General features: G+C 41.4%; 27 protein-coding genes and 1 riboswitch. Of the genes, 7 read left to right on the top strand and 20 right to left on the bottom strand.

Translation table 11 applies throughout. The features are described 5' to 3' along the window. Nucleotides 1-60: 60 nt before the first annotated feature. The 4 genes from KXQ82_RS05215 to KXQ82_RS05200 form a co-directional block, all read right to left on the bottom strand. Nucleotides 61-270 (bottom strand): CcmD family protein, encoded by a 210-nt coding sequence (locus KXQ82_RS05215; RefSeq protein ID WP_219487100.1) that lies wholly within the window; start codon nt 268-270, stop codon nt 61-63. Beyond that, the gene (gene ccsA, locus KXQ82_RS05210) at nt 270-935 is read right to left on the bottom strand and encodes a cytochrome c biogenesis protein CcsA (protein ID WP_219487502.1); all 666 of its coding nucleotides are present in this window, start codon (nt 933-935) and stop codon (nt 270-272) included. Before ccsA ends, KXQ82_RS05215 begins: the two co-directional genes overlap by 1 nt. A gap of 133 nt (nt 936-1,068) precedes the next feature. Next, complete coding sequence (locus KXQ82_RS05205) at nt 1,069-2,259, bottom strand: carboxypeptidase-like regulatory domain-containing protein (RefSeq protein ID WP_219487099.1); 1,191 nt, start codon at nt 2,257-2,259, stop codon at nt 1,069-1,071. Between the two features lie 58 nt (nt 2,260-2,317). Next, the gene (locus tag KXQ82_RS05200) at nt 2,318-3,001 is read right to left on the bottom strand and encodes a heme exporter protein CcmB (protein ID WP_219487098.1); all 684 of its coding nucleotides are present in this window, start codon (nt 2,999-3,001) and stop codon (nt 2,318-2,320) included. 91 nt (nt 3,002-3,092) lie between these two features. Here KXQ82_RS05200 and KXQ82_RS05195 point away from each other — a divergent pair, with 91 nt between their 5' ends. Together KXQ82_RS05195 and KXQ82_RS05190 are read left to right on the top strand one after the other, a co-directional pair. Then, nucleotides 3,093-3,302: a hypothetical protein gene (locus KXQ82_RS05195; RefSeq protein ID WP_219487097.1), complete on the top strand. Its 210-nt coding sequence runs from the start codon at nt 3,093-3,095 to the stop codon at nt 3,300-3,302. Between the two features lie 36 nt (nt 3,303-3,338). After that, a complete protein-coding gene (locus KXQ82_RS05190) occupies nt 3,339-3,821 on the top strand; it encodes a methylated-DNA--[protein]-cysteine S-methyltransferase (protein ID WP_219487096.1) in 483 nt (160 codons plus the stop codon). Here the strand turns inward: KXQ82_RS05190 and KXQ82_RS05185 are convergent. The 5 genes from KXQ82_RS05185 to KXQ82_RS05165 all read right to left on the bottom strand — a co-directional run bounded on the left by KXQ82_RS05185 (nt 3,818) and on the right by KXQ82_RS05165 (nt 7,151). Beyond that, a complete protein-coding gene (locus tag KXQ82_RS05185; RefSeq protein ID WP_219487095.1) occupies nt 3,818-4,243 on the bottom strand; it encodes a hypothetical protein in 426 nt (141 codons plus the stop codon). The genes KXQ82_RS05190 and KXQ82_RS05185 overlap by 4 nt on opposite strands. Nucleotides 4,244-4,252: 9 nt before the next feature. After that, nucleotides 4,253-4,582: a gliding motility protein GldC gene (gldC, locus tag KXQ82_RS05180; RefSeq protein WP_219487094.1), complete on the bottom strand. Its 330-nt coding sequence runs from the start codon at nt 4,580-4,582 to the stop codon at nt 4,253-4,255. A 15-nt stretch (nt 4,583-4,597) separates the two neighbouring features. Further along, nucleotides 4,598-4,864 (bottom strand): hypothetical protein, encoded by a 267-nt coding sequence (locus KXQ82_RS05175; protein WP_219487093.1) that lies wholly within the window; start codon nt 4,862-4,864, stop codon nt 4,598-4,600. 5 nt (nt 4,865-4,869) lie between these two features. Further along, nucleotides 4,870-6,237, bottom strand: coding sequence for a DEAD/DEAH box helicase (locus KXQ82_RS05170; RefSeq protein WP_219487092.1), 1,368 nt, complete (start codon nt 6,235-6,237; stop codon nt 4,870-4,872). 116 nt (nt 6,238-6,353) lie between these two features. Continuing rightward, nucleotides 6,354-7,151, bottom strand: a complete 798-nt coding sequence (locus tag KXQ82_RS05165; protein WP_219487091.1) for a hypothetical protein — start codon at nt 7,149-7,151, stop codon at nt 6,354-6,356. Nucleotides 7,152-7,681: 530 nt separating this feature from the next. Here KXQ82_RS05165 and KXQ82_RS05160 point away from each other — a divergent pair. Next, nucleotides 7,682-9,013, top strand: coding sequence for a dihydroorotase (locus tag KXQ82_RS05160; protein WP_219487090.1), 1,332 nt, complete (start codon nt 7,682-7,684; stop codon nt 9,011-9,013). Nucleotide 9,014: 1 nt separating this feature from the next. On the opposite strand, the gene KXQ82_RS05155 is transcribed toward KXQ82_RS05160, so the two are convergent. After that, entirely contained in the window at nt 9,015-10,160 is a 1,146-nt protein-coding gene (locus tag KXQ82_RS05155; protein ID WP_219487089.1) for a hypothetical protein, read from the bottom strand. Nucleotides 10,161-10,222: 62 nt separating this feature from the next. Further along, nucleotides 10,223-12,400, bottom strand: coding sequence for a penicillin acylase family protein (locus tag KXQ82_RS05150; RefSeq protein WP_219487088.1), 2,178 nt, complete (start codon nt 12,398-12,400; stop codon nt 10,223-10,225). A gap of 55 nt (nt 12,401-12,455) precedes the next feature. Here KXQ82_RS05150 and KXQ82_RS05145 point away from each other — a divergent pair, with 55 nt between their 5' ends. Together KXQ82_RS05145 and KXQ82_RS05140 are read left to right on the top strand one after the other, a co-directional pair. Beyond that, nucleotides 12,456-13,154, top strand: a complete 699-nt coding sequence (locus KXQ82_RS05145; RefSeq protein WP_219487087.1) for a TMEM175 family protein — start codon at nt 12,456-12,458, stop codon at nt 13,152-13,154. A 67-nt stretch (nt 13,155-13,221) separates the two neighbouring features. Further along, the gene (locus tag KXQ82_RS05140) at nt 13,222-13,554 is read left to right on the top strand and encodes a hypothetical protein (protein WP_219487086.1); all 333 of its coding nucleotides are present in this window, start codon (nt 13,222-13,224) and stop codon (nt 13,552-13,554) included. 86 nt (nt 13,555-13,640) lie between these two features. Here the strand turns inward: KXQ82_RS05140 and KXQ82_RS05135 are convergent, their stop codons facing one another. The 6 genes from KXQ82_RS05135 to KXQ82_RS05110 form a co-directional block, all read right to left on the bottom strand. Further along, nucleotides 13,641-14,255: a thioredoxin family protein gene (locus KXQ82_RS05135; RefSeq protein WP_219487085.1), complete on the bottom strand. Its 615-nt coding sequence runs from the start codon at nt 14,253-14,255 to the stop codon at nt 13,641-13,643. Between the two features lie 5 nt (nt 14,256-14,260). After that, a complete protein-coding gene (locus KXQ82_RS05130) occupies nt 14,261-14,740 on the bottom strand; it encodes a TlpA family protein disulfide reductase (protein WP_439650936.1) in 480 nt (159 codons plus the stop codon). A 57-nt stretch (nt 14,741-14,797) separates the two neighbouring features. Further along, nucleotides 14,798-15,529, bottom strand: a complete 732-nt coding sequence (locus tag KXQ82_RS05125) for an SIR2 family NAD-dependent protein deacylase (RefSeq protein WP_219487501.1) — start codon at nt 15,527-15,529, stop codon at nt 14,798-14,800. A 70-nt stretch (nt 15,530-15,599) separates the two neighbouring features. After that, a complete protein-coding gene (locus tag KXQ82_RS05120) occupies nt 15,600-16,169 on the bottom strand; it encodes a DUF6580 family putative transport protein (protein WP_219487083.1) in 570 nt (189 codons plus the stop codon). Nucleotides 16,170-16,216: 47 nt separating this feature from the next. Then, a complete protein-coding gene (locus tag KXQ82_RS05115) occupies nt 16,217-17,305 on the bottom strand; it encodes a YncE family protein (RefSeq protein WP_219487082.1) in 1,089 nt (362 codons plus the stop codon). Between the two features lie 16 nt (nt 17,306-17,321). Further along, nucleotides 17,322-19,355 carry a TonB-dependent receptor plug domain-containing protein gene (locus tag KXQ82_RS05110; RefSeq protein WP_219487081.1) on the bottom strand — a complete coding sequence of 678 codons (2,034 nt, stop codon included), beginning with the start codon at nt 19,353-19,355 and terminating at the stop codon, nt 17,322-17,324. A 95-nt stretch (nt 19,356-19,450) separates the two neighbouring features. Further along, a riboswitch (cobalamin riboswitch) is annotated at nt 19,451-19,661 on the bottom strand. A gap of 139 nt (nt 19,662-19,800) precedes the next feature. Between KXQ82_RS05110 and KXQ82_RS05105 the strand changes: the two genes are divergently transcribed. After that, a complete protein-coding gene (locus tag KXQ82_RS05105; RefSeq protein WP_219487080.1) occupies nt 19,801-20,685 on the top strand; it encodes an SRPBCC family protein in 885 nt (294 codons plus the stop codon). A gap of 20 nt (nt 20,686-20,705) precedes the next feature. Here KXQ82_RS05105 and KXQ82_RS05100 read toward each other — a convergent pair whose 3' ends face one another. Genes KXQ82_RS05100 through KXQ82_RS05090 form a run of 3 tightly spaced genes read right to left on the bottom strand, consistent with a single transcriptional unit; the run spans nt 20,706 to nt 23,573 of the window. Further along, nucleotides 20,706-21,809 (bottom strand): DUF3810 domain-containing protein, encoded by a 1,104-nt coding sequence (locus tag KXQ82_RS05100; RefSeq protein ID WP_219487079.1) that lies wholly within the window; start codon nt 21,807-21,809, stop codon nt 20,706-20,708. Continuing rightward, nucleotides 21,806-23,011, bottom strand: coding sequence for an energy transducer TonB (locus KXQ82_RS05095; protein WP_219487078.1), 1,206 nt, complete (start codon nt 23,009-23,011; stop codon nt 21,806-21,808). The genes KXQ82_RS05100 and KXQ82_RS05095 overlap by 4 nt, the downstream gene beginning before the upstream one ends. After that, nucleotides 23,001-23,573: an RNA polymerase sigma factor gene (locus KXQ82_RS05090; RefSeq protein WP_219487077.1), complete on the bottom strand. Its 573-nt coding sequence runs from the start codon at nt 23,571-23,573 to the stop codon at nt 23,001-23,003. The genes KXQ82_RS05095 and KXQ82_RS05090 overlap by 11 nt, the downstream gene beginning before the upstream one ends. A 188-nt stretch (nt 23,574-23,761) precedes the next feature. On the opposite strand from KXQ82_RS05090, the gene KXQ82_RS05085 reads away from it, so the two are divergent. Continuing rightward, nucleotides 23,762-24,604: an energy transducer TonB gene (locus tag KXQ82_RS05085; protein ID WP_219487076.1), complete on the top strand. Its 843-nt coding sequence runs from the start codon at nt 23,762-23,764 to the stop codon at nt 24,602-24,604. Nucleotides 24,605-24,641 lie beyond the last annotated feature (37 nt).

The following is a 24,641-nucleotide window of genomic DNA, read 5'->3' as shown; positions in this document are numbered from 1 at the left end:
ATTTTAAAATAATGTAAAAAACAGGCTTAAAATGAGGTTGAAATTACAATTTTTACAATTTCAAGGCTTGTTTTGATCTTCAAGTTTCTTTACACGGCGCTCAATAGCGAACAGGAAAATAGCCAAACCAACAAAAACAATAGCGATAGTTGTTATCACCACGTATATTTTACCCGAACTGCGCATGGTATCTGCCATTTCAACATCAGCCTGTGCAAAGATCGCGGTGTATGTAAACAGAAAAACAAGTAAACAGAATATCTTTTTCATTAGTTTATAGCGTTCTTTTTATATTCAATTAAACGGATACGGTAGCGAAGGGTGGCTATCCAGATACCTATCAGGCTCCAGCCAATAAATGCGGGATATAGTACCACACGCATGCTGGTTACCAGGTCGTACTTACCAAAGGCCGGGTTACCACCGTTACCGGGATGCAATGAATCAGTCAAGCGCGGTAATACAAATATCAGCACCAGCATTATCGGAAAAGCGAAAATATTGTAGATGGCAGATATTTTGGCGCGCTTTTGTTCTTCATCCATGGAGTTACGCAGCACCAGATAAGCGCAATACAATAAAAATGCAATGGCAGCGCTGTTTTGTTTTGGATCGCCGCTCCAGTACTCGCCCCAGGTGTATTTGGCCCACATCATGCCGGTTACCAATCCCAAAGCGAAAAACATGATGCCTGTATTAACGCACTCAACAGCGGCAAGGTCGTATTCTTCTTTACCTGTATTGAGGTACATAATGCTGTAAAAAACAGATATTACCAATACGGTTAACATGGCCATCCACATGGGTACGTGAAAATACAGGTTACGTATGGTTTCATGCAGTATGGGCAGTGTTGGTACATCGAACAAAAAACCCGATATCATGGTGTAAAACACCAGTACAACCGCTAAAACCTTCCACCATGTTTGGTAAATAAACTTCATATGATCATTATGCGTTCAGGATGCAAATGTATTTAAAAGAGCCAAGAATCGAGAGTCAAGAATCAAGAAATCTCATATGCAGTTCTGTCTTGCTTCCTGTCCCTTGATTCTTGCTTCTGATTAGTTATTTCTTATCTCCCGGCGCGTAATCAACCGGCAGCAGGTCGGCAATATTATCATGGCTCCAGGCACCTTCGTACAGTGTGGCTTTGTTTGAAACAATAACACCATTGGTATCAAAAAAAGCATAGGGCTGGTACAGGGTAATTATGGTAGATGCATAGTTAGGCATATTCAAAGGTCTGTAAACCATACTTTTCCCATCATTATCAAACTTACGTTTATAAACTACGTAAAGGCAATCAGGAAAGGTTATACCAAATACGCCCGGTTGGTCTGTCTTTCTAAAAATATCATTTGCCGATAGTGGCTGTTTGATCAATGTTTCGTGATACCGGTTCAGGTTATACAACTCTTTCCAATGGTTTGCCGAATCTATATTGTTCTGCGCAATAAACTTGTCGATGTTTTTTACAATGACCACCTGCGGCGGGCGTTCTGTATTTGGTTTTCTTATTAACTGGTAAATAACAAAGCCCGCACTATCCAGGTTATTCCCAAGTAAAGAGCGGTAAAAATGCATGCTTGAGCCGTAAAATGCATCTTCTCGCTTTTTTTTCCAGGCGGCTACCTGTTTTTTGCTCCCCTTAAGATCTTCAAACTGGTATTGCCCACCGTATGATATGATCTGGTTAATATCATCAAACTTAAAACCTCCCAACAGGTATTTTATGCGGTAACCCAAACTTTTGTTTTCAATAATGATAAACTCGTCGGCACGGCCTACTAAACTTTTCTCGTATGGATGATAATACAGATCAATATCTGTTGGATTAAGTATTTTACACTTTTTAGCATTATCCGATGTACCTAAAAAGTACTTGGTAAACATTTTAAAATTTTCGGGCGAGAAGGGGTGCCTTACAATATTAACCGTTTCCAGGTTATTGTTTTTAAGGTGCATCTCAATGTTAAGATTGATAGGTTTAGCGCCTACAAGTATTGTTTGGTGATAGCTTTCGTACCCCACAAAAGTAACAACAATCTCATATTGACCGGGCTTTACATCGTATAAGGTAAAAGAGCCATTGGCGGCTGTTGATGTGCCAAAGGTAGAGTTTGTTAAAAACACGCTCGCCTTCACTAACGGGCCGCCAATATCAGTGCTGGTTACCTTACCGGTGATGTTAACGGTTTGTGCAAAAGCCAGCGTAGGCAATATAAAAACCAGTAGAAGGCAATGTAAAAAGCGCATGGATAAAAGTAACAGTAAAAAGTGCCGTTTAGTATTTAAGTTAAGTAACAATTAAGTGTTAATCGCGCCACAAATAGGGGAATAATAACAACGATGTAGCAACCACAATGATATTAATAGCCAGCAGTGCCCCCATATCCTGGTAATTAAGGCTACGATCTAAACCATCCATAGCGCGCTTGCTCATTTTTATTAGTACCAATATAACCGGTATAATAACCGGGAAGCTCAAAATAGCCATCAATGTACCGTTATTGCCTGCTTTTGAGGCTATAGCCGATATCATGGTAAATACGGTTGAAAAGCTAAAGCTCCCCAAAAGTACAGTGATGAAGTAATAAAGATGATCCTGAACAGGGTTTTTAAAAAACAAACTGTATATAATTAAAGCCAAAACACATAGCAGCGTCATCAGCAAAATATTGTAAATAATTTTTGACAAAATGATGGCATGCGGGCTTGCTATAGTATAATAATACAACAACCGCCCTTTGCTTTCCTGCAAAAAGCTCTTGGCTATGGCATTTACAGCGGCAAATAGTATAATTATCCAAAACAGGATATTCCAAACTATGCCATAGCCGATGGCCTGGCTAAAACCCGGATTAAGGTTAAAAGCCATGTAACAAACAAATACTGTTGATACGATATAAAGCAATACGCCGTTAAATGCATACTTAGACCGCCACTCCAGCACGATCTCCTTTTTTAATAAATGTTTTGTTTGATTTATTAAATCCATGAAGCGCAAATATACGTTTTTATAAAAGCTGAAGCCACAGGTTTAATTAATGGTATAGTTGTTGTTTATGATATTATAAATAAGTACTACGATGAAAACGATAGAAGACTATATTGCCTGCTACTGCTTGAACGCAAAGTGTTCAAACTCCATATATAAATATAATACAACTGCGATAACTTTTATATCGTTAGAGAAATCGCTAATGTCTCAAACCTGCTGTACTAAATGTGGCTCGGTACTTAAATCGAAAATAGACCTGGAGATAGAAGAGCAATTGCGCGAACTGTTGGCAAGTTAAGCTATTTGAAAGGTAAAATATTGCTATCTTAGTGATATGCCTCAAATTTACCATAACACACCTGTGGGGATATGCCGTATTACCGAAACTGACGGGGCTATAAGCAGCATATCCATTTTAGATAACCCGCAGGAAATTGAGCAGGAGCCAACTCCCCTACTACAACAAGCCACCCAACAACTAGATGAATACTTTGCAGGAGAACGAAAAACGTTCGACCTGAATATCAAGCAGCAAGGCAGCGATTTCCAGCAGGAAGTGTGGAAAACCTTACTCAATATTGGGTACGGCAAAACAATAACATACGCACAGCAGGCAAACATTATGAATAACCCCTTGGCCATTCGCGCCATAGCGGCAAGCAATGGCAAAAATCATTTATGGATAGTGGTACCCTGCCACCGGGTAATAGGATCAAACGGTACACTTACCGGGTATGCAGGTGGCCTTTGGCGCAAACAATGGCTATTAGAACATGAGGCCAAAGTACTGGGTATTGGCCAAACCAAGCTTTTCTAAACCGCTGTTGCCTTTACCTGGTGTTTTACCGGCCTATCGGCAATAGCGCCACCTACCGAAAGAAACGCGCCTGCAAATAAAATATACCAGCCGTATTTGTACTTAATGGCATGGCTTAGCGCATTAGCCAATCCCTTAAATGGTAAAAAGCTAAAACTGGTATTCACTTTAAAAATGGCAGCACCGAATATTAACGCGATAAGCAATAAGCTGGTGATAGATGCTGTTTTTGTTAAAGCACGTTGTTTTAAAGCCACACCCAATATACCAACTACGGCCATTAATAAAACAACGATCCCGTAAGGTTTGCTTAAATCGAACAGGTTATAGTTGAATAAATGAAACGGGCGTAACAGCGGGCAATAACAGCCCGCTATAATAAATACAAAGCCCAAAAATGTAATAAATGAACTAATGCGCATGAGCCAAATTTATTGTTTTATTTCCATTTTATCAGCAAAGTGGGCGCAGTAATCGCGCAGGTCTTCAACAATATTGGTTTCGCCGGTGGCGCGTAAAAAGCTGTCGCCCATGGTTTGCAGGGTTTCGTAAAAAAAACGTTTCATCTCGTCAACAGGCATATCTTTTGTCCAAAGGTCTATACGTAACGAGTTTTTGTAGTTGTGATCCCACAGGGCCAGCATCATTGATTTTACGGGTACGGCTTCTTTGTTTTGCGAATCGGTTGATTCCCAAAGGATATTTTCCGGAACATTTTTATCGTCAAGTTCGATAGTGAGTTTGATCTCTGCTTTTTTCATTGTAAAGTTTGCGGGTTATTTAACCAATAAAAGTATTACGGCAGTTAAGGCAATAAAGCTCAACTCCACCAGCCATAGTTTTTTGGTTTCGGGAAAAAAATTGCGCAGCATCATATCCAGGTAGAATACAACAATGGCGAAGAATAAAAATATAATTGTAATTGTACCCTTCCAATGCTGAAAAGGGCTATTGGGTATTTGAATGCCATAAATAAAAACGTAAGCGGATAAAACCAGCAGCAATGCCGTTGCAATATTGAGCGGGGTAATTCTAAACTTCATTACTGCTATCCTCGTCTTCTTCTGTTTTCTTTTTGGGCGGCGGCTTTTTTGCCGGGCCTGTTATTACGTGCTGCTTTCGCGGGATCAGCTTTGGCCCTGCCTGCGTCAAACTTTTTGCGCTGGTTCATGGTCTTCTTTTCGTGGAAAGCCCCCTTAAATGTAGGGTCATCCTTACGTTTCTGATCATCTATCTCCCTGTTCTGATCCTGGCGCTCCTGGTAAGGCGTTTCGTCAACATAAACATCGGCGGGCAAAGATAGTACAGGTATCTGTTGCCTGATGAGTTTTTCTATCTTGCGAATGTAATATTCTTCGTTAGGGGCACAAAAAGTAATGGCCTCGCCGCTTTGAAAAGCACGGCCTGTGCGGCCTATACGGTGCACATAATCTTCATAAACCACAGGTACATCAAAGTTAATTACATGGCTCACATCGCTCACATCGATACCACGCGACGCTACGTCAGTAGCTACTAATATCTTCACTTCGTCGTTTTTAAACGCGTTGATAGAGTTTATACGTGTGTTTTGACCCTTGTTAGCGTGCAGTACTCTCACCTCCTTCTCCCCAAATTTGCGCAGCAAAAATTTATACACATCTTCAGCCGCATAGCGGGTCTTGCAAAAAACAATGAGCTTCTTAATATCCTCGGGCTGATCCAGCAGGTATTTGAGTGTATTGATCTTGGTTTTTACGTTCGGCACCATATATAAACGCTGGTTTACCGTTTGGGCAGGTGTGGCCGGTGGTGTAGCTTCAATGGTAGTTGGAAACTCCAAAAAGTTTGACGACAGCTCATTGATCTTATCCGACATGGTAGCCGAAAACAACAGGTTTTGGCGCTTGCGCGGAACAACTTCCAATATCCGGTTGATCTGTGGCATAAAGCCCATATCCATCATCTTATCGGCCTCGTCCAATACAAATACCTGCAGCATTTTGGTCACAATGTGTCCCGCAAGGTAAACATCCATTAAACGGCCCGGGGTTGCAACAATAATATCAACACCTTTATCTATCAGTTCCTTTTGTGTTTTTGGCCCTAATCCGCCGTAAAGGCAAACAATACGCAGGTCGGTATATTTTGAAAACTCGCGGGCATTTTCTTCTATTTGTAAAGCCAGTTCGCGGGTTGGGGCAACCACAAGGGCACGCATATCATTACCCTGAGCATATTTGAGCTTCATAATAATGGGCAGCATGTAAGCAGCGGTTTTACCTGTACCTGTTTGTGCAATACCCATTACATCCTGGCCGTTCATTATCGGCGGAATGGCTTTTTGTTGTATGGGCGTAGCTTCGGTATACCCGGCATCGGCAATAGCATTCAGTATTTGCCGGTTAAAGCCAAAATCTTCGAAGGTTACAGACATAGCGGCAAAGGTAAGGTTTTTAAAGAGAGTCAAGAATTTAGAATCAGGAAACAGGATAGCTTGTTTGAATATCGAATGATGGATGTTGAATTTTGAATAAAGAAGTGGTGTAGCTACTACTTAAGCCTAAATAGTGTCATTTCTTTTTTTATGGCATCAATATCAGCATAAAACCCCTTCATGCCTACATAGATATGCTGTTCGTCCTTTATAGCAATTGAGCGAGGATTAAAGCCATACCAAAATAGATTATCCAAAATCAATTCTTTTTGAAAGTTTCTGACCACATAAAAGCGTTTAAATGTGGCAATACATATATCATCTTTGTAAACAGCTATAGTACGAATAGCATCATCGAAATCAAGCATTTTGATAACATTGAAAACTGTATCGTGGTGTTCCAGTTTGTAGATCGCACCTTTGTTAATACCCATGTGTGCCAAACCCTCAGTAAAATACAACTCCCCCTTGAAGGCAAATACATTATTGATATTCCCTGCTTTTATTCGTAAAAACTCTCCTTTTGGGGCAAGAGTATTTGGGGCAACAAACCTCATATAGTCTGATATCTTATCCTTTACAAAGCCCTCTTTTCCATTGACATTAAATGTTGTTTCGCTCCTATTACTATCAGGCTGATAATATAACCCACCACCCCATTCTCCAAGGTTCAATGCCACAAGTTCGCCATGTGGTAGTTTATACTTTGTGTAAGATCTATTTCCCGTATCTTTTGATAGCTGAAGTTTTCCCTTTTGTAATGATACTTTAACAAAACTTAAAACAGATCTGTTATAATCATACCATTCCGTACTTTTATTTACAGGAATCGGCACTTGAATAAAATCGTTTTGTGAATATGTTTGACCAAAGGAATTAAGGCGGAATAAAATAAATGCGATAAGGACGGTCATTTTCACAATGATGTTATATTTGGAAAGTAAATATAGAATATATTTAATTATGGAATACCTATTTTACAACGTTAAAACGTCATATATCAGGCCAAAATTTCGTATTTTTGTATTGGATAAAACGAAGGAAAGAAGCGCTTATCAAAATGTTAAAATATCCATATTCACCCATGCTTTTAACCAACTTTGTCATTGCGAGGAACGAAGCAATCACTGAGAAAGATGGCAAACTAAACATGCGTGCTACCTGTCTCAGTGATTGCCACGCTATCGATCGCAATGACATGGTGGATACCTATTTTTACCCGCCTACACTGTTATTGGTAACAACGGCGAGCGCCAAGTGTGGAATACCCATTTTTACCCATGTCGCTCCATTGGCGCACTTATTAGATAAATTACAAAATTGACAATAAGCACCTGAAAACCAGTTAAAAATACCCAAGTTTACCCAAGAGTAATACCCATTTTCGATAAATACATTATGAAAATGGCAATTCACAACCAAAACAACATCCATATTTATACCCATGACCATCTTAATAAAACAAGCCACTATAGTTAACGAGGGCAAACAATTTGTAGCCGATGTATTTGTAAAAGATGGTTTGATAGAACGGATAGACAGCAGCATTAACCAGGCTGCCGATAAAGTAATCAATGCCGAAGGCCTGCACCTGTTGCCGGGCATGATTGACGACCAGGTACATTTCCGTGAGCCGGGTTTAACGCACAAGGCCAATATTTTTACCGAATCGCGGGCGGCGGTGGCGGGTGGGATCACTTCTTTTATGGAAATGCCCAATACTGTACCCAATACGCTTACACAAGCTTTGCTTGCCGATAAATATGATATCGCGGCTAAAACATCGCTGGCTAACTACTCATTTTTTATGGGTGCCAGTAATGATAACCTGGACGAGGTTTTACGTACCGATGCCGCCAATGTTTGCGGGATAAAGGTTTTTATGGGATCATCAACCGGGAATATGCTGGTAGATAACCGCGATACTTTGGAACAACTGTTTGCGCAGTGCCCTATGCTTATCGCAACGCATTGCGAGGATGAAGCAACCATAAAAAGCAATATGGCGCATTACAAAGAGTTGATGGGTGATAACATCGGTATTGAAATGCATCCCATCATACGTAGCGCCGAAGCCTGCTACCTATCATCGAGCATGGCGGTGGAACTGGCTAAGAAAAACGGTACCCGCCTGCATATTTTGCATATCTCGACCGAGCGTGAAACACATTTGTTTGATAATACTATCCCGCTAAAGGATAAAAAGATAACTGCCGAAGCCTGTGTACACCACCTGTGGTTTAGCGATGCGGATTACGCAACCAAAGGCAACCTGATAAAATGGAACCCTGCCGTTAAAACCGCCCAAGACCGGGATGGTATTTTTAAAGCCGTACTGGATGGCCGTATCGATATCATCGCGACGGACCATGCCCCGCACACTATTGAAGAAAAAGCAAAATCATACTTAGATGCCCCATCCGGTGGGCCATTGGTGCAGCATGCCCTCCCCGCCCTGCTCGAAATGTACCACCAAGGCAAGATGAGTTTAGAACAGATCGCAGAAAAAACCGCGCATAACCCAGCCATTTGTTTCAATATAGAAAAACGTGGCTATATCCGCGAAGGTTATTGGGCCGATATGGTTTTGGTTAACCTTAACTCGCCCTGGGCGGTAAACAAACAAAATATACTATACAAATCTAGATGGAGCCCGTTTGAAGGGCAGGTTTTCCAATCAGCTATTCAACATACCATTGTATCGGGTAATTTGGTTTGGAGCGGCGGTGCGATAATTGACGACATTATGGGAAGCCGCTTAGCTTTTGGCAATTAAGTTAATTCCATTTTATCCGGGTAAAACATCCGCTATTTATTACGATAATCCCATGTTCAAATTCACCCGATTCGCCGTAATAGCTATAGGTTGTTAATACTGTATCGCCAAAGGTATTTGTTATTACGTTATGCATGTACACGTTTTTATCGAGCAGGGGATCTGCTATGGTTAGTACGTTATTAGCAAAAGTTGCCAAAAACGTAAAGTTTTGCCAGTTGGTAATAAAATACTGTTGCTCCTTTAATTTAAAAGTTGAAAACAACTGAACGCCGGAATAAGAAAACACTTTTTTTACTTCGTCAGTACTATTTACCTGGGGTAAAGGGTATTGTTTTAGGGGTAGTTTATCAGGGTCGGCAATTTCAACCAGGTTAGCAGAGCCCACTATGTGCCCCAGAGTAGAAAGTACTTTATACTTGCCATTATCCTTGTAAACGGTAACCGCACATGTGGCTTTAGTAAAATAGGTTTTATCTGTTTGTTTATTGCAAAAGTACACATTGCCGCCAAATTCGCCCCGGCAATCGGCATAGCAAATGTATTTGTCGTCTTCAAACAATTTGGGCCTGCCCAGTAAGGGGAAATGCTTATTATATTTTATCCATTTGTTGTTATTAAACTCGTAGTAGTCATTTTTATATACAGCAAGTAATTTACCATTAACAAGCCAATGATAATTAAAGCGCTGCGTGTTTAACATCTTCTCGAAAACTGTATCGCGCTTCAGGTTGGCCACCTGCAAGCACATAAACATACCCGGCTCAAACAGGGTAATAATCCTGTCGTGGTAGATCACCGAATAAGAAAGCGGGAAACTTTTAGGCCCAAAGGGATTGAGTTGGGATAGCTCTTTACTTTTTAGGTTAAGGCCATTTTCGGCAAATTTAATGGTAACACCACTTAAGCCAATCGGATAAAACCCGCTATTTATTGAAGCGTTGTAATCTATTTTTATGTACTTAACAAAATTCGCGTATCGCTTACTGGTATCAATACTTGCCGGGATAATGATCTTTTCGGGCGGTATAAATTTTCTTTTCTGGCGATGAGCCGTTACGGTATCTCTTGTATCTATTTTAAGTTGCGCCGCCGATTGAAATATTACTGCAAATACTAAAACAGCAAACAGGAGTATTTTTTTCATGAAAAGAATTTAGGTTACATAAACCTAACCATTTTTAACTGATGTTAATAATTGGAATGGCGTTACTCTCCCGGATGATAGGTACGCTCCGCATGCTTTAATACATCTTCCTTATAAAACAGCACATCTTTAAACTGCCCATCTATATACATCTTTGCCTGGTCGGTGTAGTTTTTAGATGCCGGATCGAACGACTGCCCCCCTGTGATGATGGATTTTGCTTTTATCCGTTTACCAAACTCAACCGCGGCAACAAAGCTGTTGCCCGAGTAACCGTAACGCTTTTCGGTACCCGGCATTTGCTTACTTACGTAAGACGGCAATTGCCCGAAGGCCGATGATACCTGCCCTACCGGCATACTTGGTTTCTTATCATCAAACACACCATCGGCGGGGCGTTGGTAGCGGTTAATATTGCCCCATGGTACGCGCCATGTGCCATATTTGTTTTCCAGCTCTTTCACCACTTTTAGCAGGTAATTTAATTGCGTTTTTAAATTGGTATTTTTAGCCATAGCGGCAATACGGTCGGTAGCATAGGTACCTTCTTCAACCGTTTTAGCACGTGGTAATTGTTCTGCCATCATGGCGTTGCCCCATAGTACCGCCAAAGTGGTAACTACCGATGTTGTTGACGCCCGCTTATCCCATGCCTGTAATTCTTTAAAAAGGTCGGCGTAGTCGTCTTTAAATTTATCATCGCTTTGCTCATAAACAGTAAACAGGGGTGGCAGCATCACATCAAAAGCTGCTAAATGCTTATCATATCCTTTGGCTATCAGGCTGTCCAGTGTAAGTTTCTTTGCTTCTTTTAACAAGCCTATGGCGGCTACGCCTCTAAAATTTTGCCCATCAGGCGCCATGTAGGCCGGGTACTGGTTTCTATCAGGACTACTCTTACCTGCCGCGGCATAAGGAGTAGCATTACAGTTTTGGATAAAGCCCGATTCAGGATCGTAAACGTGAACGATCTCATCCAATTTATGGATACCCTGCCATTCTGTTGCGGGGGTTGTACCGTCAACAGGTAAGGTCCAATCGATTTTGGGGTCACGTTTGGGTACAAAGTTGCCATACCATAGTGCTGTATTGCCTTTATCATCAGCATAAACCGTGTTATTGGTAGCGTTTGATACCAGGCTCATTGCCGCTTTGTACTCATCAAATGTTTTGGCTTTGGTTATCTGCCATGATTCTACCAGCGCGGGTAATGAACGATTGTTAGCTTTCAAGGTCAACCATTTACCATCTCGGCTGCCCATTACCGGGCCATGGTGCGTATAATATGTAGTAAAGGTATATTGCTGTATTTGGCCGTTCTTTATATACTTAACTATCTCCTTTTTTGATGTGACGGGCCTCTGCTGGTTGTTGTACAGATAGGTCCAATCGTTGCCGCTTTTGCTTATGGCTTCGGCATACAGATCGGCAACATCTGCATTGCTTGTGGTATGCATCCAACCACAATGCTCATTAAAGCCCTGGTAAACGAAGAATTGCCCCCAGGTTACCGCACCGTAGGTGTGTAAGCCCTCCTCGCTGTTTAGCTCCACTTCCGAGCGGAAGTAAAAAGGCACATGCGGATTAATGTACAACATCGCGGCCCCTGTTGCCGATTTTGATGGCGCGATAGCAAACCCGTTCGAGCCGGTCTCTATCAAATCATCGTTGGGTTTATAACGGTATCCTGATAGTTTATCCTTGCCGTAAAACCGTTCTACATCGCCTACCGTGGCACCGCCCGTTATGGTTGCCCCTACGCTACCATCGGTAAACATAAGCGCATACCAGGGCTTAAAATAAGTCAAAACTTCGGGTTTAACATCAGGGTGCTTATACAGGTAATAGTTCACCCCATCCGCGAAAGCATTCAACAGATTTTTGAAATAAGGCTGGCAAACCTGGTAATCTTTTATAGCATCAGTAGTGTCTTCGGCAAGGCGCATCAGCAGATCGTTATAAACAGCACTTTCGCCATCAGCCTCGGCGGTACGGCCCAATACATTAAGGTAATTACGCTCAACACCTTTAAAGTTATCTTCACACTCGCTGTAAAGCAGGCCAAAAACAACAGCGGCATCGGTTTTGGCATAAATATGTGGTACGCCCCAGTTATCGCGAATGATGGTTACACTTTTTGCTTCAGCCTCGCAACGGGCAATATCGGTTTTAGATAATCTCTGCGCAAAGGCAAACACGGGCAACAGCAAACACCATAAAAAACCAATTTTTAACCGCATAACAGTATTCTGATTAGAAAATGTAAATTAGTAAAAAATCAACATTATCAAGCACATGCAAGACAAAGAACTTAAACACGAATTTGAATTAGAGCGTGTTATTCTTTTTAGCGATGCGGTTTTTGCCATCGTTATCACCATTATGGTGTTAGAGTTAAAATTTCCTGAAGGCCTCAGACATGCCGCGACAGAAGAGGTGCACAAGTTAATGATAGAACTTGCGCCAAAGTTTATAGCTTACGCCATTAGTTTTGGCCTGGTGAGCGCCTTTTGGCTGCGGCACCTTAAAATTTTTAAAACCTTGCGGGATTATGATGTGCCCTTGGTGGTACTTAACCTGGTATTTTTATTTATCATATCGTTATTCCCTTTTGCTGTTTCGGCAATTACAAGTTCACTCTCGCCGGGTAATTACTGGAGCTTTGATATTTATGTCACCATTATATTGGGAGCCACTTTGATACAGACATTAATTGTACAATACCTGGTTAAACATAAAAACAGGTTGTGCTTTTTACCCGCGGAGGTTGAGGATACTTTGAAATGGAAGGTACACAGGTTAAATGTATTTATTATCCCGGCAGCATTTGCCATATTGATAGCCTTTAACTTTTTGGGGTTACAACAGTGGGTACCATACATTATAATGCTGCAGGCCATTATTTTAAAAAGGACACAAAACAAGTATTACCCTAAAGCTTCTACATTAGCCAGGTTGTTAAAAAATAAAGAAGAGCAGGAGATTTCCGTTTGAAGACATTTTCTCGTTTTGCCGATTTGTTTATATTTGATTATCAATTAACTAAAACCACATTAAAACAATGAAAAAGTTTTTATTACTATTTGTTATGGCCGTGTCCATGACTGCATCCTTTGCAGCGGCAAATTTAACCGGCGGTAAATTAACCGGCTATATTGACGACTCGATGTGCGCGGGTAGCGAGAAAAGCATGTGCAACAGCACTAACCGTGTTACCTGTGCCCAAAAATGTATTAAAAGCGGAGCAAAAGCCGTATTGGTTGTAGGCGATAAAGTTTACAAAATATCAAATCAAAAAGCAGTTGTAAAATATGCAGGTAAAAATGTGACTATTGAAGGTAAAATTACCGGCGAAACTATTGAAGTGACTAAGGTTACTGAAGTGAAAGTATAAGTCAAAAGTCAAAAAAGCGCAAACCGATAAATCGGTTTGCGCTTTTTATTATCAATTTGCACATCTGCACATTTGCACATTTAATATCACGCTCCTTTTTTCCATTTAATGGAGCAGCCAATGGCTTTGGTTGTAGTGGTTTCTACAGTCTTACCACCTATCAACGCATTTACTGCGTTCTCAACATATTTGGTATGGTTAGGGTTTACATTTTCGGTATCATCATCAATAGCGCCAATGTATTTAACCACGTTGCCCTTGTCTGTTTTTTGCAGCACAAATACATGCGGCGTGGCTTTAGCACCATAGGCGCGGGTAATATTTTGCGTTTCGTCAATGGTGTACGGAAAAGTGTATTTCTTTTCAGCAGCGAGCTTTTTCATGTTATCAAATGAATCAGCAGGTTCGCTAACAGGGTCATTAGGGCTGATGGCGATAACAGGATAACCTTTTGAAGCGTACATTTTATCGAGCGCTATAATACGGCTTTCGTAAGCTTTTGCATAAGGGCAATGGTTGCATGTGAATACCACAATGTACCCTTTTGCCGATGTGTAATTAGCCAGCGATACCATTTTACCATCTACGCTTTTCAGCTTAAAGTCTGTGGCAATATCGCCAACTTTATAACCAGGGGTGTCGGCTGTAAAGGCTACCAGCCCTGTAACAGCAATCATTAATACAGCAAGGAACTTTTTCATGATAATTATTTATTGGTTTGATATAATTTGTTTAATTCATTATATGTAAACTCCTGCTCGTAAAACTTACGGATGTGCTTTTTATTATTCACAACAAGTGTTCCTGGCAAGGCGCCACTCCAGCTTTTGTCAATACCATCAATAAAAGACTGCTCATTAGTTTTATCAGCTAAAAAAACATCTGATACTAATTTACGGGTTTTAGTGAAGGTTTTTACTTCGCCCAGTTTAGATTTGAAATCCATACTAACCAACAATACCTTTACAGGTTGCTTTTTATAAGTGGTTTGTAACTGGTCAAAATTTGGCAGCTCTTTTACACATGGCCCGCACCATGTTGCCCAAAAGTTTACAATATACACTGTATCCGGGTTGCTCATCCGTTTATTCAATTGTTGTATTGATAACAGGTTTACTGTTTTTGATTGTGCGAAAGCACCCGAAAAGAAAGATAAAAACAAGACAGCAGAAAATAGTCGTTTCAATAACATATTATGCAAACGTTTAAAAATCCGATTTATGCGAAAGTAATAAAATGCTTGCTAACTATTCATCAACCCGGCTACCAGCATTGGTACGCCAATAGTTGCCTTCTCTTCAATTTTGATGAGATGGCTAACCCCGCTAACCGGTGGTATTTTAGGATCGATGATGTATTTGGGAGCATCATTTGGTACATAATTGATGAGGCCCGATGCCGGATACACGGCAAGAGAAGATCCTATCAAAATTAAGATATCAGCATTTTTGCAAATATCCACAGCTGTTTCTATCATGGGAACAGCCTCGCCAAACCAAACTACATGCGGGCGCAACTGCGAGCCTAATTTACATTTCTCACCCATTTTAAGTTCCCAACCATTAATGGGATAAGTAAGCGAGGGCCTTTTGCTGCTTTGCGACCGTGTAATTATCCCATGTAAATGCACAACATTAGTTGAACCTGCCCGTTCGTGCAGATCATCTATATTTTGGGTGATGATGGTTACCTTGTATTTCTGTTCCAGTTTGGTTAAAGCGTAATGCGCGGCATTAGGTTCGGCTTCCAAAACTGCTTTGCGGCGCTGGTTATAAAAATCCTTCACCAACCCGGGGTTGATAAACCAGGCCTCAGGTGTGGCCACATCTTCAACATTGTACCCCTCCCAAAGACCATCGCTGTCGCGGAAGGTTTTTAGGCCGCTCTCGGCGCTGATTCCGGCGCCTGTTAGTATAACGATGTGAGCCCCCTCCGCCCCCTGAAGGGGAAACTGATTAGCATACTGTTCTTGCATAGCCATAAAATTAAGCATAAAAAAAGCGATGGGTAAACCCATCGCTTCCTAATAATATTGGTAGTTGCAGCTAAACTGCGAGTTCTTTGTTTGTTTGCAATACGGTGTACTTGCTTTTAGCTAATTCAAAACTACCGAATAACAAAGCGCAAAAGAACAGGTTACCGTAAATCATTTTGATCTCGAACGGTATTGCCGCTGCTAACGATTGCATGTACCCTGTTAAGCCCGGAGCATACAAGGTGCTGCCAAAAGTCATGTCGGTAAGTAACCAATGCGCGGCAACTGCAACTACAGAAGCTAAAACAACATTCAGTACGTTCACTTTTTTAATTATCGTACCAATAAACACCATTACAGCAAAACTGATATACACTGTCCACCAGCCCTGATAAAGGCCGGCATGGTTATACTGAAAATAATTGATCAACAGATCGCTTATCAGCAAAACAGCTAAAGGCACCAAGTAAGCTTTCCATTTATCCGAAAAGTAAGCGCCTCCAAATAAAGCCACAGCACCAACAGGGGTAAAATTGGCCCAGGTTACAATGTTGCTTACGTTTAACATGCGTGTAGCAGCAGCCAACACGATCATTAAAACAAGTACGCTATTACGAATATTGATTTTCTTTAGTGACATAGTTTGATATAAACTGTAAAAATAGGCATTAATACCTAAAGTTAAAATTACTTGTTTACAAAAACAACTTTGCCCGGATCAACACCTGTTGTAAGACTGTATTCTTTTTTACCTGCTTTGTCGAAAGCATATATGGTACCATTAGAGCTATAATTTTTTGCATCGGTAACAAATATTTCGCCCGTAAGATCGTCTGCTGCCAATGCATACGCTGCTGTAAAGTTGGTGCCATCAGTAATAAAATTGGTTGTACCGCTTGTTTTGGTTTTAACATTATAGGTTAATACCTGTGTAACGGCAGAACCTGTTGAATAACTGGTTGACAGGTAGTAAGCGTTATCGCCGCTTATAGAAAAAGGGCCAGGGCCGAAATCGGTTTTAGATGTAACCACATCGGTAGTGCTATTTATAATGGTTAAACTGGCGTTTGATACTAAATAAACACCGTAAGCATTTACAAAAACATCACCATAACTGTCAACAGATATGGCATAAGGATTATCTCCAACCGTAATAGTTTTTATAACAGTTAATGTTGCCAGATCGATAACCGAAACTGTTTTATCCACATTGGGCGAACTTAATCCACCGCTATTAGCAACGTATAGTTTGCCATTGCTTACTCCCATTTGTTCCGGGTTGCGGCCCACGGTAATGTACTTGCTTACCGTTAACGATGCGGTATCAATAACAGCCACTGTACCATCATAAATTGTAACAAAGGCATTTGCTTTATAGAACGCCAGGCTACGTGGGTGTAACGATGTGGTACCATTTAAAAAGCTAAGTGTTTTAATACTTTTTGCAGTTTTAGCATTTACCACCTCAACCGTACCCGAACCATCAACCGTGATATACATTTTAGCACCGTATATTTTAGCATCATTACCTGTTGTACCTAAGGACCTGCTGTTTGCCGAAGCGAAAATATCCGCGCTTAATACTTTCGAGGTATAATCATAATAGGTTAAAGTACCCGCACCGCTCGGAAACTGCCCTTCATTTAAAACATAAATACCTGCACGTTGCGCGGTAGGGGTATCAACAGGCGCATCTGTTTTATCTTTATTACAAGATACCAGCGTGCCGATAAGACCTAACGCGATAACTAAATAACTGATTTTTGAAGTTTTCATAAAATATTGCTTGTTTTTAAATTGTGATTTGAAATGTTAGCCTGAACGAACGCCCCGGCATTGGATAATTACTGATAACGTTGTAGTTTTTATCGAAAAGGTTATTTACCTCTACAGAGGTGTTAATGGAGTTTTGTCTTATTAAAAAATGACACCCCAGTGAAAGATCGCTAACAGAGTAACTCGATAAATAATTAGCAGCAGTGTTATCACTGCTGCGGTAACGGGCCGATGATAGCACCTGGTTGTAATACAGTTTAAAAGCGTGATAATCTGCCCCGGCGTTTAGCGCCAGGGTATGTACAGGCACATAAGGTATTTGCTGTAAATAATAAGAGTCGGTTGGGTTGGTTACATCCAGCGCTTGCTGGTAAGTATAGCTTACTGATAATAGTCCTTTACATTGTGATGCGATATTAGCCCTGCTTTTCAGGTTAATATCCAAACCTTTGATATCAACAGTACCCAGGTTCATTGCCGATGGCGTGCTTTGCGAACGGGCAGGTATAAATATGATCTTATCATGAACGTTATTGTAATAAGCATCCGCGGTAAGCGTAATGTAATCCAGCAAACCCAGGTTAGTTTTACTGTAGCTGGCACCTAAATTAACCTGGCGGTTATACTCGGGCTTGAGCAATCTTGGCGCCACAGCGTAATAGTATTGCTCTGCAAAGGTTGGATTGCGGTAAATAGCTTTGTAAAATGCCCTCAGCTGAAAATCGGTCGTTTTGAATGGTTGTATTGATGCAATAATAGTAGGTGTAAATTTTGAGCGGGATACAGCTGCAGGGCCAACCTGTACATCATCATTAATGTAGGTATTCAACAAGTTAGCCTGCAAATGTAATTTACCAATACTTACATCAGTAGCCAATACATTAAAAAGGCTCAACCTTGTAGGGAAGGCATAGCTATATACGTCCGAATTAAGATCAGAAACATCAACATCCGAGGCGTAAGAAACCTGCCAGTTACGCATTATCCGATAGGCAACCACTACTGACTGATAAATTTCGCGCTGGGTATAGCTTTCATCAATGTAGCCTTTTACATTTAAATAAGGCGAATTGAAGTAGTTGAGATAGCTTTGTGTTAAACGGGTATTTATTTTAACCTGAAAACTGTTTGATGCGGCATGCTCATAGCCCGCCTGTATAAAGTAATCGCGGTTATGCAGGTATTGGTCGGGCAAAATAGCATTGATGATGTTAGGCCCGGGCAGCCCCCTATCCGAATGATAGTAATTAAGACGAAGGCTAAATTTGGCGCTATCATTCTTTGTCCAAAATAAACCGGCATCAAATTGCTGTGCATCCACCTGGTCGTTCTGGCGTGTAGCAATGGTATCCGCACCGGTATTTATTGCTTTATATTTGTAGCGGCCGTTTGCCAGTTCTTCCGAGCCATTAATAATAAATGCCCAACGGTTGCTTAACCGTTGCTGCCATTGCATATATGGGTTAAACAAGCCAAATGAACCACCTTTTAGGCCTACGGTGATTTGATACGGTTTAGTAATACTTAATACCGGGATAACAGTTTTTACAGATAACACACTGGCCGACGAAAACGCCCGGGCTGTTTGGCATACATCAGCCGGTTGCGCATTGTATAATGCTATTGAGCTAATGTTATTGAGATTAAATTTGCCCAGGTCTATCTGCCCGCTTTGTGCATCGTTCAGTTGTACACCATCGTACAGCACGGCAACATTATCGGCCCCAAGGCTACGCACCGATACCGTTTTTAGCCCGCCTATACCGCCGTAGTCTTTAATATTTACCCCTGCAAAATTTCGGATAGCATCGGCTACATTGTAGGCGCTGTTGCGGATAAAATCTTTAGCGGTAATTTGTTGTGATGGTGCTAGCGTTTGTACCTGTGGAATAACAGAGGTGCTTATTTTAACTTCTTTTAGCTTTTTAGCGGTATCTGTTTGGGCAAACGATTGTTGACTGCTTATAAAAAAAACAAAGGCAGGTAAAATGTAGCATGCTTTTATAAAGCATGAAAACAAATTTACGTACCGCAGTATTAGTTTTTGCATAGCATTTAAACCAACAGCAAACAGTAATAAAATCAGAATGGAAATACACTTTGCGAAAAGGCATTCACACTCAAGCTTCTATCCCCGAAAGCAAGAATTGTATAACGCTAAAGGCAGGTATTCTGGCTCATCCTGTGTTGATGTCTTCCCATCCTTTTTACAGACAGTGACTTTGTAGTTCAACTAAACCATTACCTGTTAAAGGTTTTGGCCGGACTTACAGCTGCGGGACAGCTCCGGATTTACACCGGATTCCCTTTTAATCCCCTCGCCGAAACGAAAGGAACCGAAAGCGCTGCAAATGTAGGAGAAGAATTGAGATTGCAAAAGCTATTATTTGATTTTGCTTATATTCTGATGCCGACACACACCCTGTATTAAATAATTTAATTATAATGAAACTCTATGTGGTTTAAATGGTTAATATATTATCAACAAATAAATTATGGAAACTACGGCATTACACCAACCAGTACATACAAATGAGCAAACTACTCCGCCAATCAATTTAGCATGGCAGGAGCGTTTTGCATCCGTCGCGATAGGTACAAAACTTACCTTTTCGGGCGCGTACAAATTATTCAGGCATCCTTTTACAAGCGCCATCAAAATATTTGCCGGTGGTTATTTAATACAAAGGGGCATTACCGGGCATTGCGATGCTTACGCTAAATTGGGCAAGTTAAGTACCGAGCCTGTTAACGTAAACATCAGGTATAACTTTACGGTGAACCGTCCACGCCAGGAAGTTTATGATTTTTGGCGACAGTTAGAAAACCTGCCGTTATTTATGACACACCTGGATAATATCCAAAGCATTACAGATACCCGATCACATTGGGAAGCTAAAGTTCCGGGAGGCTTGGGTAATATTACCTGGGAAGCCGAGATTGTGAATGATGTGAATGGTTATGTGATAGGCTGGCAATCGGTACCCGGATCTACCATTGATAATGCGGGTAAAGTTGAATTTGAAGACGCTGCCGATGGGCAATATACCATTGTTAAGGTAGTGATAAGTTACCTGCCGCCTGCGGGTGGTGTGGGTATGGGAGTAGCCAAACTACTTAACCCTATCTTTGAAAAACTGGTGAGAAAAGATGTACTGAGGTTTAAAGATTATATGGAGCTGACCTACCCGAACAATACTATGCAAAACGATGCCGATAGCATTGATATGATCATTATCGAAGAGGTATCACAACCGGAAGCTGATGCCATTTTTATTGTGGAATCAGAAAACAATGAAACAGTTGAACAGGAGCTTGCAAACGAAATAGATGCACCGCCGATTGACAACCAAACAGATAGCCGCGCCACCAATATATAAACACTGTATGGGTTTTTGAATTAATGAGTCTGCAAAATTGCAGGCTCATTTTTTTTGTACCAGGCCATCGTTAATCTAATCATGCGGTTATAGGTGCGCAGGCCATGTGGTTGGTTATTGGCCTTTAAAAAGTGATCGTAAAATATACCGCTCAGGGTACCGGTGCGCCCTTCAAAGCTTTGCCAGTAGAGGCGCTCGGTTTTAAAATCGTTTAATACGGCTGGAGATATACAGGCTTTCAAAGCTTTAAAGTTAACGTTATCACGGCTGCGGATACTGCGCATAAATTCATCCACACCTAAATAATAGGCTGAGTATTTAAGCAATTTGTTTCGCGATGATATCCCGGCCAAGAAGCCGACAAAATCAGCCTCATCCTCGGCGCCAAAACCCATTTGGTGGCTTAACTCATGCGTGGTGGTTGCAGGGCGCATAAATACAGGCATCTGATAGTTTACCTGAGATTCACCTGTAAAAGGGTTGTAATAACCAGCCGTTTGCAGGTAATTTGTGGCCCAGGTAAGCATAGCTGATTTTGCCTTGGGGCGATAACTCACATAGTTTACCGATTGCTTTGAAAGAGCGGCAATAGCCTCTGCCCCATTTTGATAGATGACAGCATTAGTTACTTTGAGGTCGCTGTTTGTTAAGTATGACCGGTACAGGTTAGCGCTATCTATCAGTTTAGCGGTAACAGCTTCAATATCGTTTATGGTATAGGATGTATCCTGTAAACCTAATCTTTTGGCTGCCGACGGGCGGTAGTAATTCAACCCCCAAAAAAGGTAGAACACAAGGTATAAAACCTGGATTGTCACGACTATTTTGAGTAGATAACTAAAGAACTGTTCGAACTTTTTAATGAATAAAAACCGGATGAGTTGTACGATGGCAATTAAGCCTGACAAAATGAGAACGATATAAAACACATCGCCAACGCTGAACGGGATAAAATTAAAGAGCAGGTGTAATATGTTACAGATGACCGGGTACAATCCTTCTGAATACCAGCTTTCAATAAAGTTTGGGAAGTTTTCGATGATGCTTAAAAGCAGGGCCAGCAAAAAAAGAACAGCAATGGTTATCAGCCTGTGCTTTATGGTTTTGCTCAGTACCAATTTCATAGATCGGTAGTGGTCTTATGGAACTTGATCTTCAGTTTGATTTCTTTTAGCTTCGATTCACTGTCGCCATACCATTCCGGGCCGTTAACAACCAATGCGATGGCTTTGCGGTTCATGGTATCGCTGCGGCCACGTATCACACGGATATTGCTGATGCGGCCCTGGGTATCTACCAAAAACTTCAGTTTTACCTTACCTGTTTCTCCGGTTGGCAGTACTGCTTTATCGTTCAAATACGCTTTGTAAGCTTTCCAACCGAGTTGGGGTTGCGCATCGTGAATATCGGGCGGGCGCATTTTGTGAGTCACTTCAACTTCAGTGAGCGTACTGGCTGCCTCATCCAGTTTAACTTCCAGTTTACCGGTGCCGTTCACCAATAGTTTTTTGGTATCATAGCCCATCATTTGTACCGTTACCGAATCCTTATTGGCTTCTATTGGTAAAAAGAACTCGCCGTTACTATTAGCCAGCACTTTGGTATTTGAGCCTTTCACAATAATGCGTGCTCCGGGTATAGCGTGGCCCGTAGCATCGGTAACTGTACCTGCTATTTTACCTTCAACTTTTTCTTTTTGGAATTGGGTTACGGCTATTGATGTAATATCGGCTTTGCTTGCATCAACGGGTGCTTCCACAACTGCTACCACATCTGCACTACCGGTTGGTTCATCAACCCTTTGAGTTACTATGTGTTGGCGTCGCGATGAACGTGTATAGCTATGCGATGCCCTGTTGGCAACCAAATTCTCCGCTACATCAGGTAACGCATCACCCGCTATTAAAGGTTTTGATAAGCCGGGTTGCCTATCCTTCGGCAACATAGCAGGCGAAAGCCTTGGGCCTTTAGCTATGTCGGGTTGTTTTTTCAACATAGTTGCCTGCTGCTTTTGAGGCTCCTCTCCTTTCGGCGAAAGCCATAGCCAACCCAGCGTTATCGCGATAAGCAAGGTAGCGGCAATTGGCAGCACGCGCCACAAAACCAATATGGGCTTTTTCTTTTCGGAAACCCTGTTGTGCAAGCGGCCCCGCAGATCGGCAAAGTTAGCTTGCTGATCCGATGCCGATGCCTCATACCCTTCCAACGCCTCTGCCAAAAACGGATCGTCTTGTGCCTGCCGCTCCAGTTGGTGCATAGCGCGGGCATCAAGTTCGCCGTTAAGGTACTTGCGTATTTGTTCGCTATCGGGTTGGTTAATGCTCACGGTTCTTTTCTAAACAGATCTTCAAATTTCGTTTTCCATTCTGGATATTGCTTTTCACTTCGTTAATGGCATATCCGGTTTGGGCAGCTATATCTTTATAACATTGTTCATCGGTGTAAAACAAGTCTACACATATTTTTTGCGGTTTGGGCAGCTTTTGTTTACAACGCTCCAGTGCCGCCATATCGTCTTCACGGTATACATTAACAGGATGCATTTCTTCGGCAAATTCCATAAACTCATCCAAAGGTTGCTCCTGTATCTTTTTACCCGACCGCAGTTCCATCAAACAAAAATTACGGCTCAGCATATATAACCAGCTTTTAAAGTATTTGATTTCGTGCCGGTTTACTTTAACCACCAGTTCCTCAAATATCTGCATTACGGCATCTTTGCTTAGCTCTTCATCCTTCAAATATTTTAAGCAGACCCCATACACCAGGTGCATGTACTTTTCATACAGGCGCGCAAGTACTGCCATATCGCCTGTTTGGCGGTATTGGTGGAGCAGTTGTTCGTCGTCGGTATGATCCGGTTTATTGGCGCTTTTTAAAAAGATCATTTAAGGCAGCAAAGTAATTTTTTTTTATCGCTTATGGAAATCCTCTTTTAAGATGCATCCTAACTGTAAAAATCCATAACCATGAAGCCGGATAAATTAATGAGGAGCGCTTTTAACAACGATACTTGAAAGAGCCTGCAAATCCCTAAGCGAAACCAACAGATTATTAACCTATTAAACTCAAAACCATGTTTGGATCAAAATTAGATATTATGAAAAGCGGATGGCTTAACCTTGTTTTTGCCAACCGCAACCAGGCTTACGGCGCCTACCAGTTACGTAAGGATAATGCAAGGAATACCAATAAGGCAATGCTCATCACGCTGAGTGGTTTCCTATGCATGGTTGCAGTACCGACCATTGCCAATATGTTGACCGGCTATACGCCCCCGCCTATCGAACGAAAAATTGATATTGATAATAAAATTATTAAAATAATTCCGGAGATAACAAAACCCATCAAGCAATTAAAAGAACAACCCGCACAGCAATTAAAAAACAAAACGATAGAATACAAGGAATATAAACCGGTAGAAGATATTAAAGCGGCTAACCCACCTACAGATGTACAGGTATCCAAGGCAGAGGTAAGCAACAAAACAATAGAGGGTAACGAAAAAGGAGCCATCAATACCGGGCAGCAAGCCGGTACTAACCTTGGCCCGACTACAAATGGCACAGGCGTCTCGGAAAATACTACTGAAGGCCCTGGCGAAGTTTTTGTAACCGCTGAATTTGAACCTACCCCTATTGGTGGCATGGAGAAGTTTTACACTTTTTTAGGAAGTAAGATACGGTATCCAAATGCTGCAAAAGAATCGGGCACACAGGGCCGTGCCGTTATCACATTTATTGTGGAGAAAGATGGCAGCCTTACCGATATTAAAGCAGTGCGCGACCCGGGCAACGGTTTAGCCGACGAGGCTATACGGGTACTAAAACTATCGCCTAAATGGAAACCGGGTATGCAAAATGGCAGAGCGGTGAGGGTGCAATATACTATCCCGGTAAACTTTAGTCTTGGCGACTAATTATTGATCATTAAATATTAACCACTAAACTTTAAGA

The organism is Mucilaginibacter rivuli (assembly GCF_019391655.1).
Lineage (GTDB): Bacteria > Bacteroidota > Bacteroidia > Sphingobacteriales > Sphingobacteriaceae > Mucilaginibacter > Mucilaginibacter rivuli.
The sequence above is the reverse complement of the archived record's forward strand: the minus strand, read 5'-3'. Positions and strand labels throughout refer to the sequence as shown.

Coding starts and splice junctions, on each gene's coding strand:
- KXQ82_RS05145 (WP_219487087.1), top strand. CDS start 12,456: ATGCAAGACAAAGAACTTAAACACGAATTTGAATTAGAGCGTGTTATT.
- KXQ82_RS05090 (WP_219487077.1), bottom strand. CDS start 23,573: ATGATCTTTTTAAAAAGCGCCAATAAACCGGATCATACCGACGACGAA.
- KXQ82_RS05160 (WP_219487090.1), top strand. CDS start 7,682: ATGACCATCTTAATAAAACAAGCCACTATAGTTAACGAGGGCAAACAA.
- KXQ82_RS05175 (WP_219487093.1), bottom strand. CDS start 4,864: ATGAAGTTTAGAATTACCCCGCTCAATATTGCAACGGCATTGCTGCTG.
- KXQ82_RS05105 (WP_219487080.1), top strand. CDS start 19,801: ATGGAAACTACGGCATTACACCAACCAGTACATACAAATGAGCAAACT.
- KXQ82_RS05185 (WP_219487095.1), bottom strand. CDS start 4,243: ATGCGCATTAGTTCATTTATTACATTTTTGGGCTTTGTATTTATTATA.
- KXQ82_RS05110 (WP_219487081.1), bottom strand. CDS start 19,355: ATGCAAAAACTAATACTGCGGTACGTAAATTTGTTTTCATGCTTTATA.
- KXQ82_RS05115 (WP_219487082.1), bottom strand. CDS start 17,305: ATGAAAACTTCAAAAATCAGTTATTTAGTTATCGCGTTAGGTCTTATC.
- KXQ82_RS05140 (WP_219487086.1), top strand. CDS start 13,222: ATGAAAAAGTTTTTATTACTATTTGTTATGGCCGTGTCCATGACTGCA.
- KXQ82_RS05150 (WP_219487088.1), bottom strand. CDS start 12,400: ATGCGGTTAAAAATTGGTTTTTTATGGTGTTTGCTGTTGCCCGTGTTT.
- KXQ82_RS05200 (WP_219487098.1), bottom strand. CDS start 3,001: ATGGATTTAATAAATCAAACAAAACATTTATTAAAAAAGGAGATCGTG.
- gldC (WP_219487094.1), bottom strand. CDS start 4,582: ATGAAAAAAGCAGAGATCAAACTCACTATCGAACTTGACGATAAAAAT.
- KXQ82_RS05205 (WP_219487099.1), bottom strand. CDS start 2,259: ATGCGCTTTTTACATTGCCTTCTACTGGTTTTTATATTGCCTACGCTG.
- KXQ82_RS05125 (WP_219487501.1), bottom strand. CDS start 15,529: ATGCAAGAACAGTATGCTAATCAGTTTCCCCTTCAGGGGGCGGAGGGG.
- KXQ82_RS05085 (WP_219487076.1), top strand. CDS start 23,762: ATGTTTGGATCAAAATTAGATATTATGAAAAGCGGATGGCTTAACCTT.
- KXQ82_RS05120 (WP_219487083.1), bottom strand. CDS start 16,169: ATGTCACTAAAGAAAATCAATATTCGTAATAGCGTACTTGTTTTAATG.
- KXQ82_RS05215 (WP_219487100.1), bottom strand. CDS start 270: ATGAAAAAGATATTCTGTTTACTTGTTTTTCTGTTTACATACACCGCG.
- KXQ82_RS05100 (WP_219487079.1), bottom strand. CDS start 21,809: ATGAAATTGGTACTGAGCAAAACCATAAAGCACAGGCTGATAACCATT.
- KXQ82_RS05170 (WP_219487092.1), bottom strand. CDS start 6,237: ATGTCTGTAACCTTCGAAGATTTTGGCTTTAACCGGCAAATACTGAAT.
- KXQ82_RS05165 (WP_219487091.1), bottom strand. CDS start 7,151: ATGACCGTCCTTATCGCATTTATTTTATTCCGCCTTAATTCCTTTGGT.
- KXQ82_RS05135 (WP_219487085.1), bottom strand. CDS start 14,255: ATGAAAAAGTTCCTTGCTGTATTAATGATTGCTGTTACAGGGCTGGTA.
- KXQ82_RS05155 (WP_219487089.1), bottom strand. CDS start 10,160: ATGAAAAAAATACTCCTGTTTGCTGTTTTAGTATTTGCAGTAATATTT.
- KXQ82_RS05195 (WP_219487097.1), top strand. CDS start 3,093: ATGAAAACGATAGAAGACTATATTGCCTGCTACTGCTTGAACGCAAAG.
- KXQ82_RS05190 (WP_219487096.1), top strand. CDS start 3,339: ATGCCTCAAATTTACCATAACACACCTGTGGGGATATGCCGTATTACC.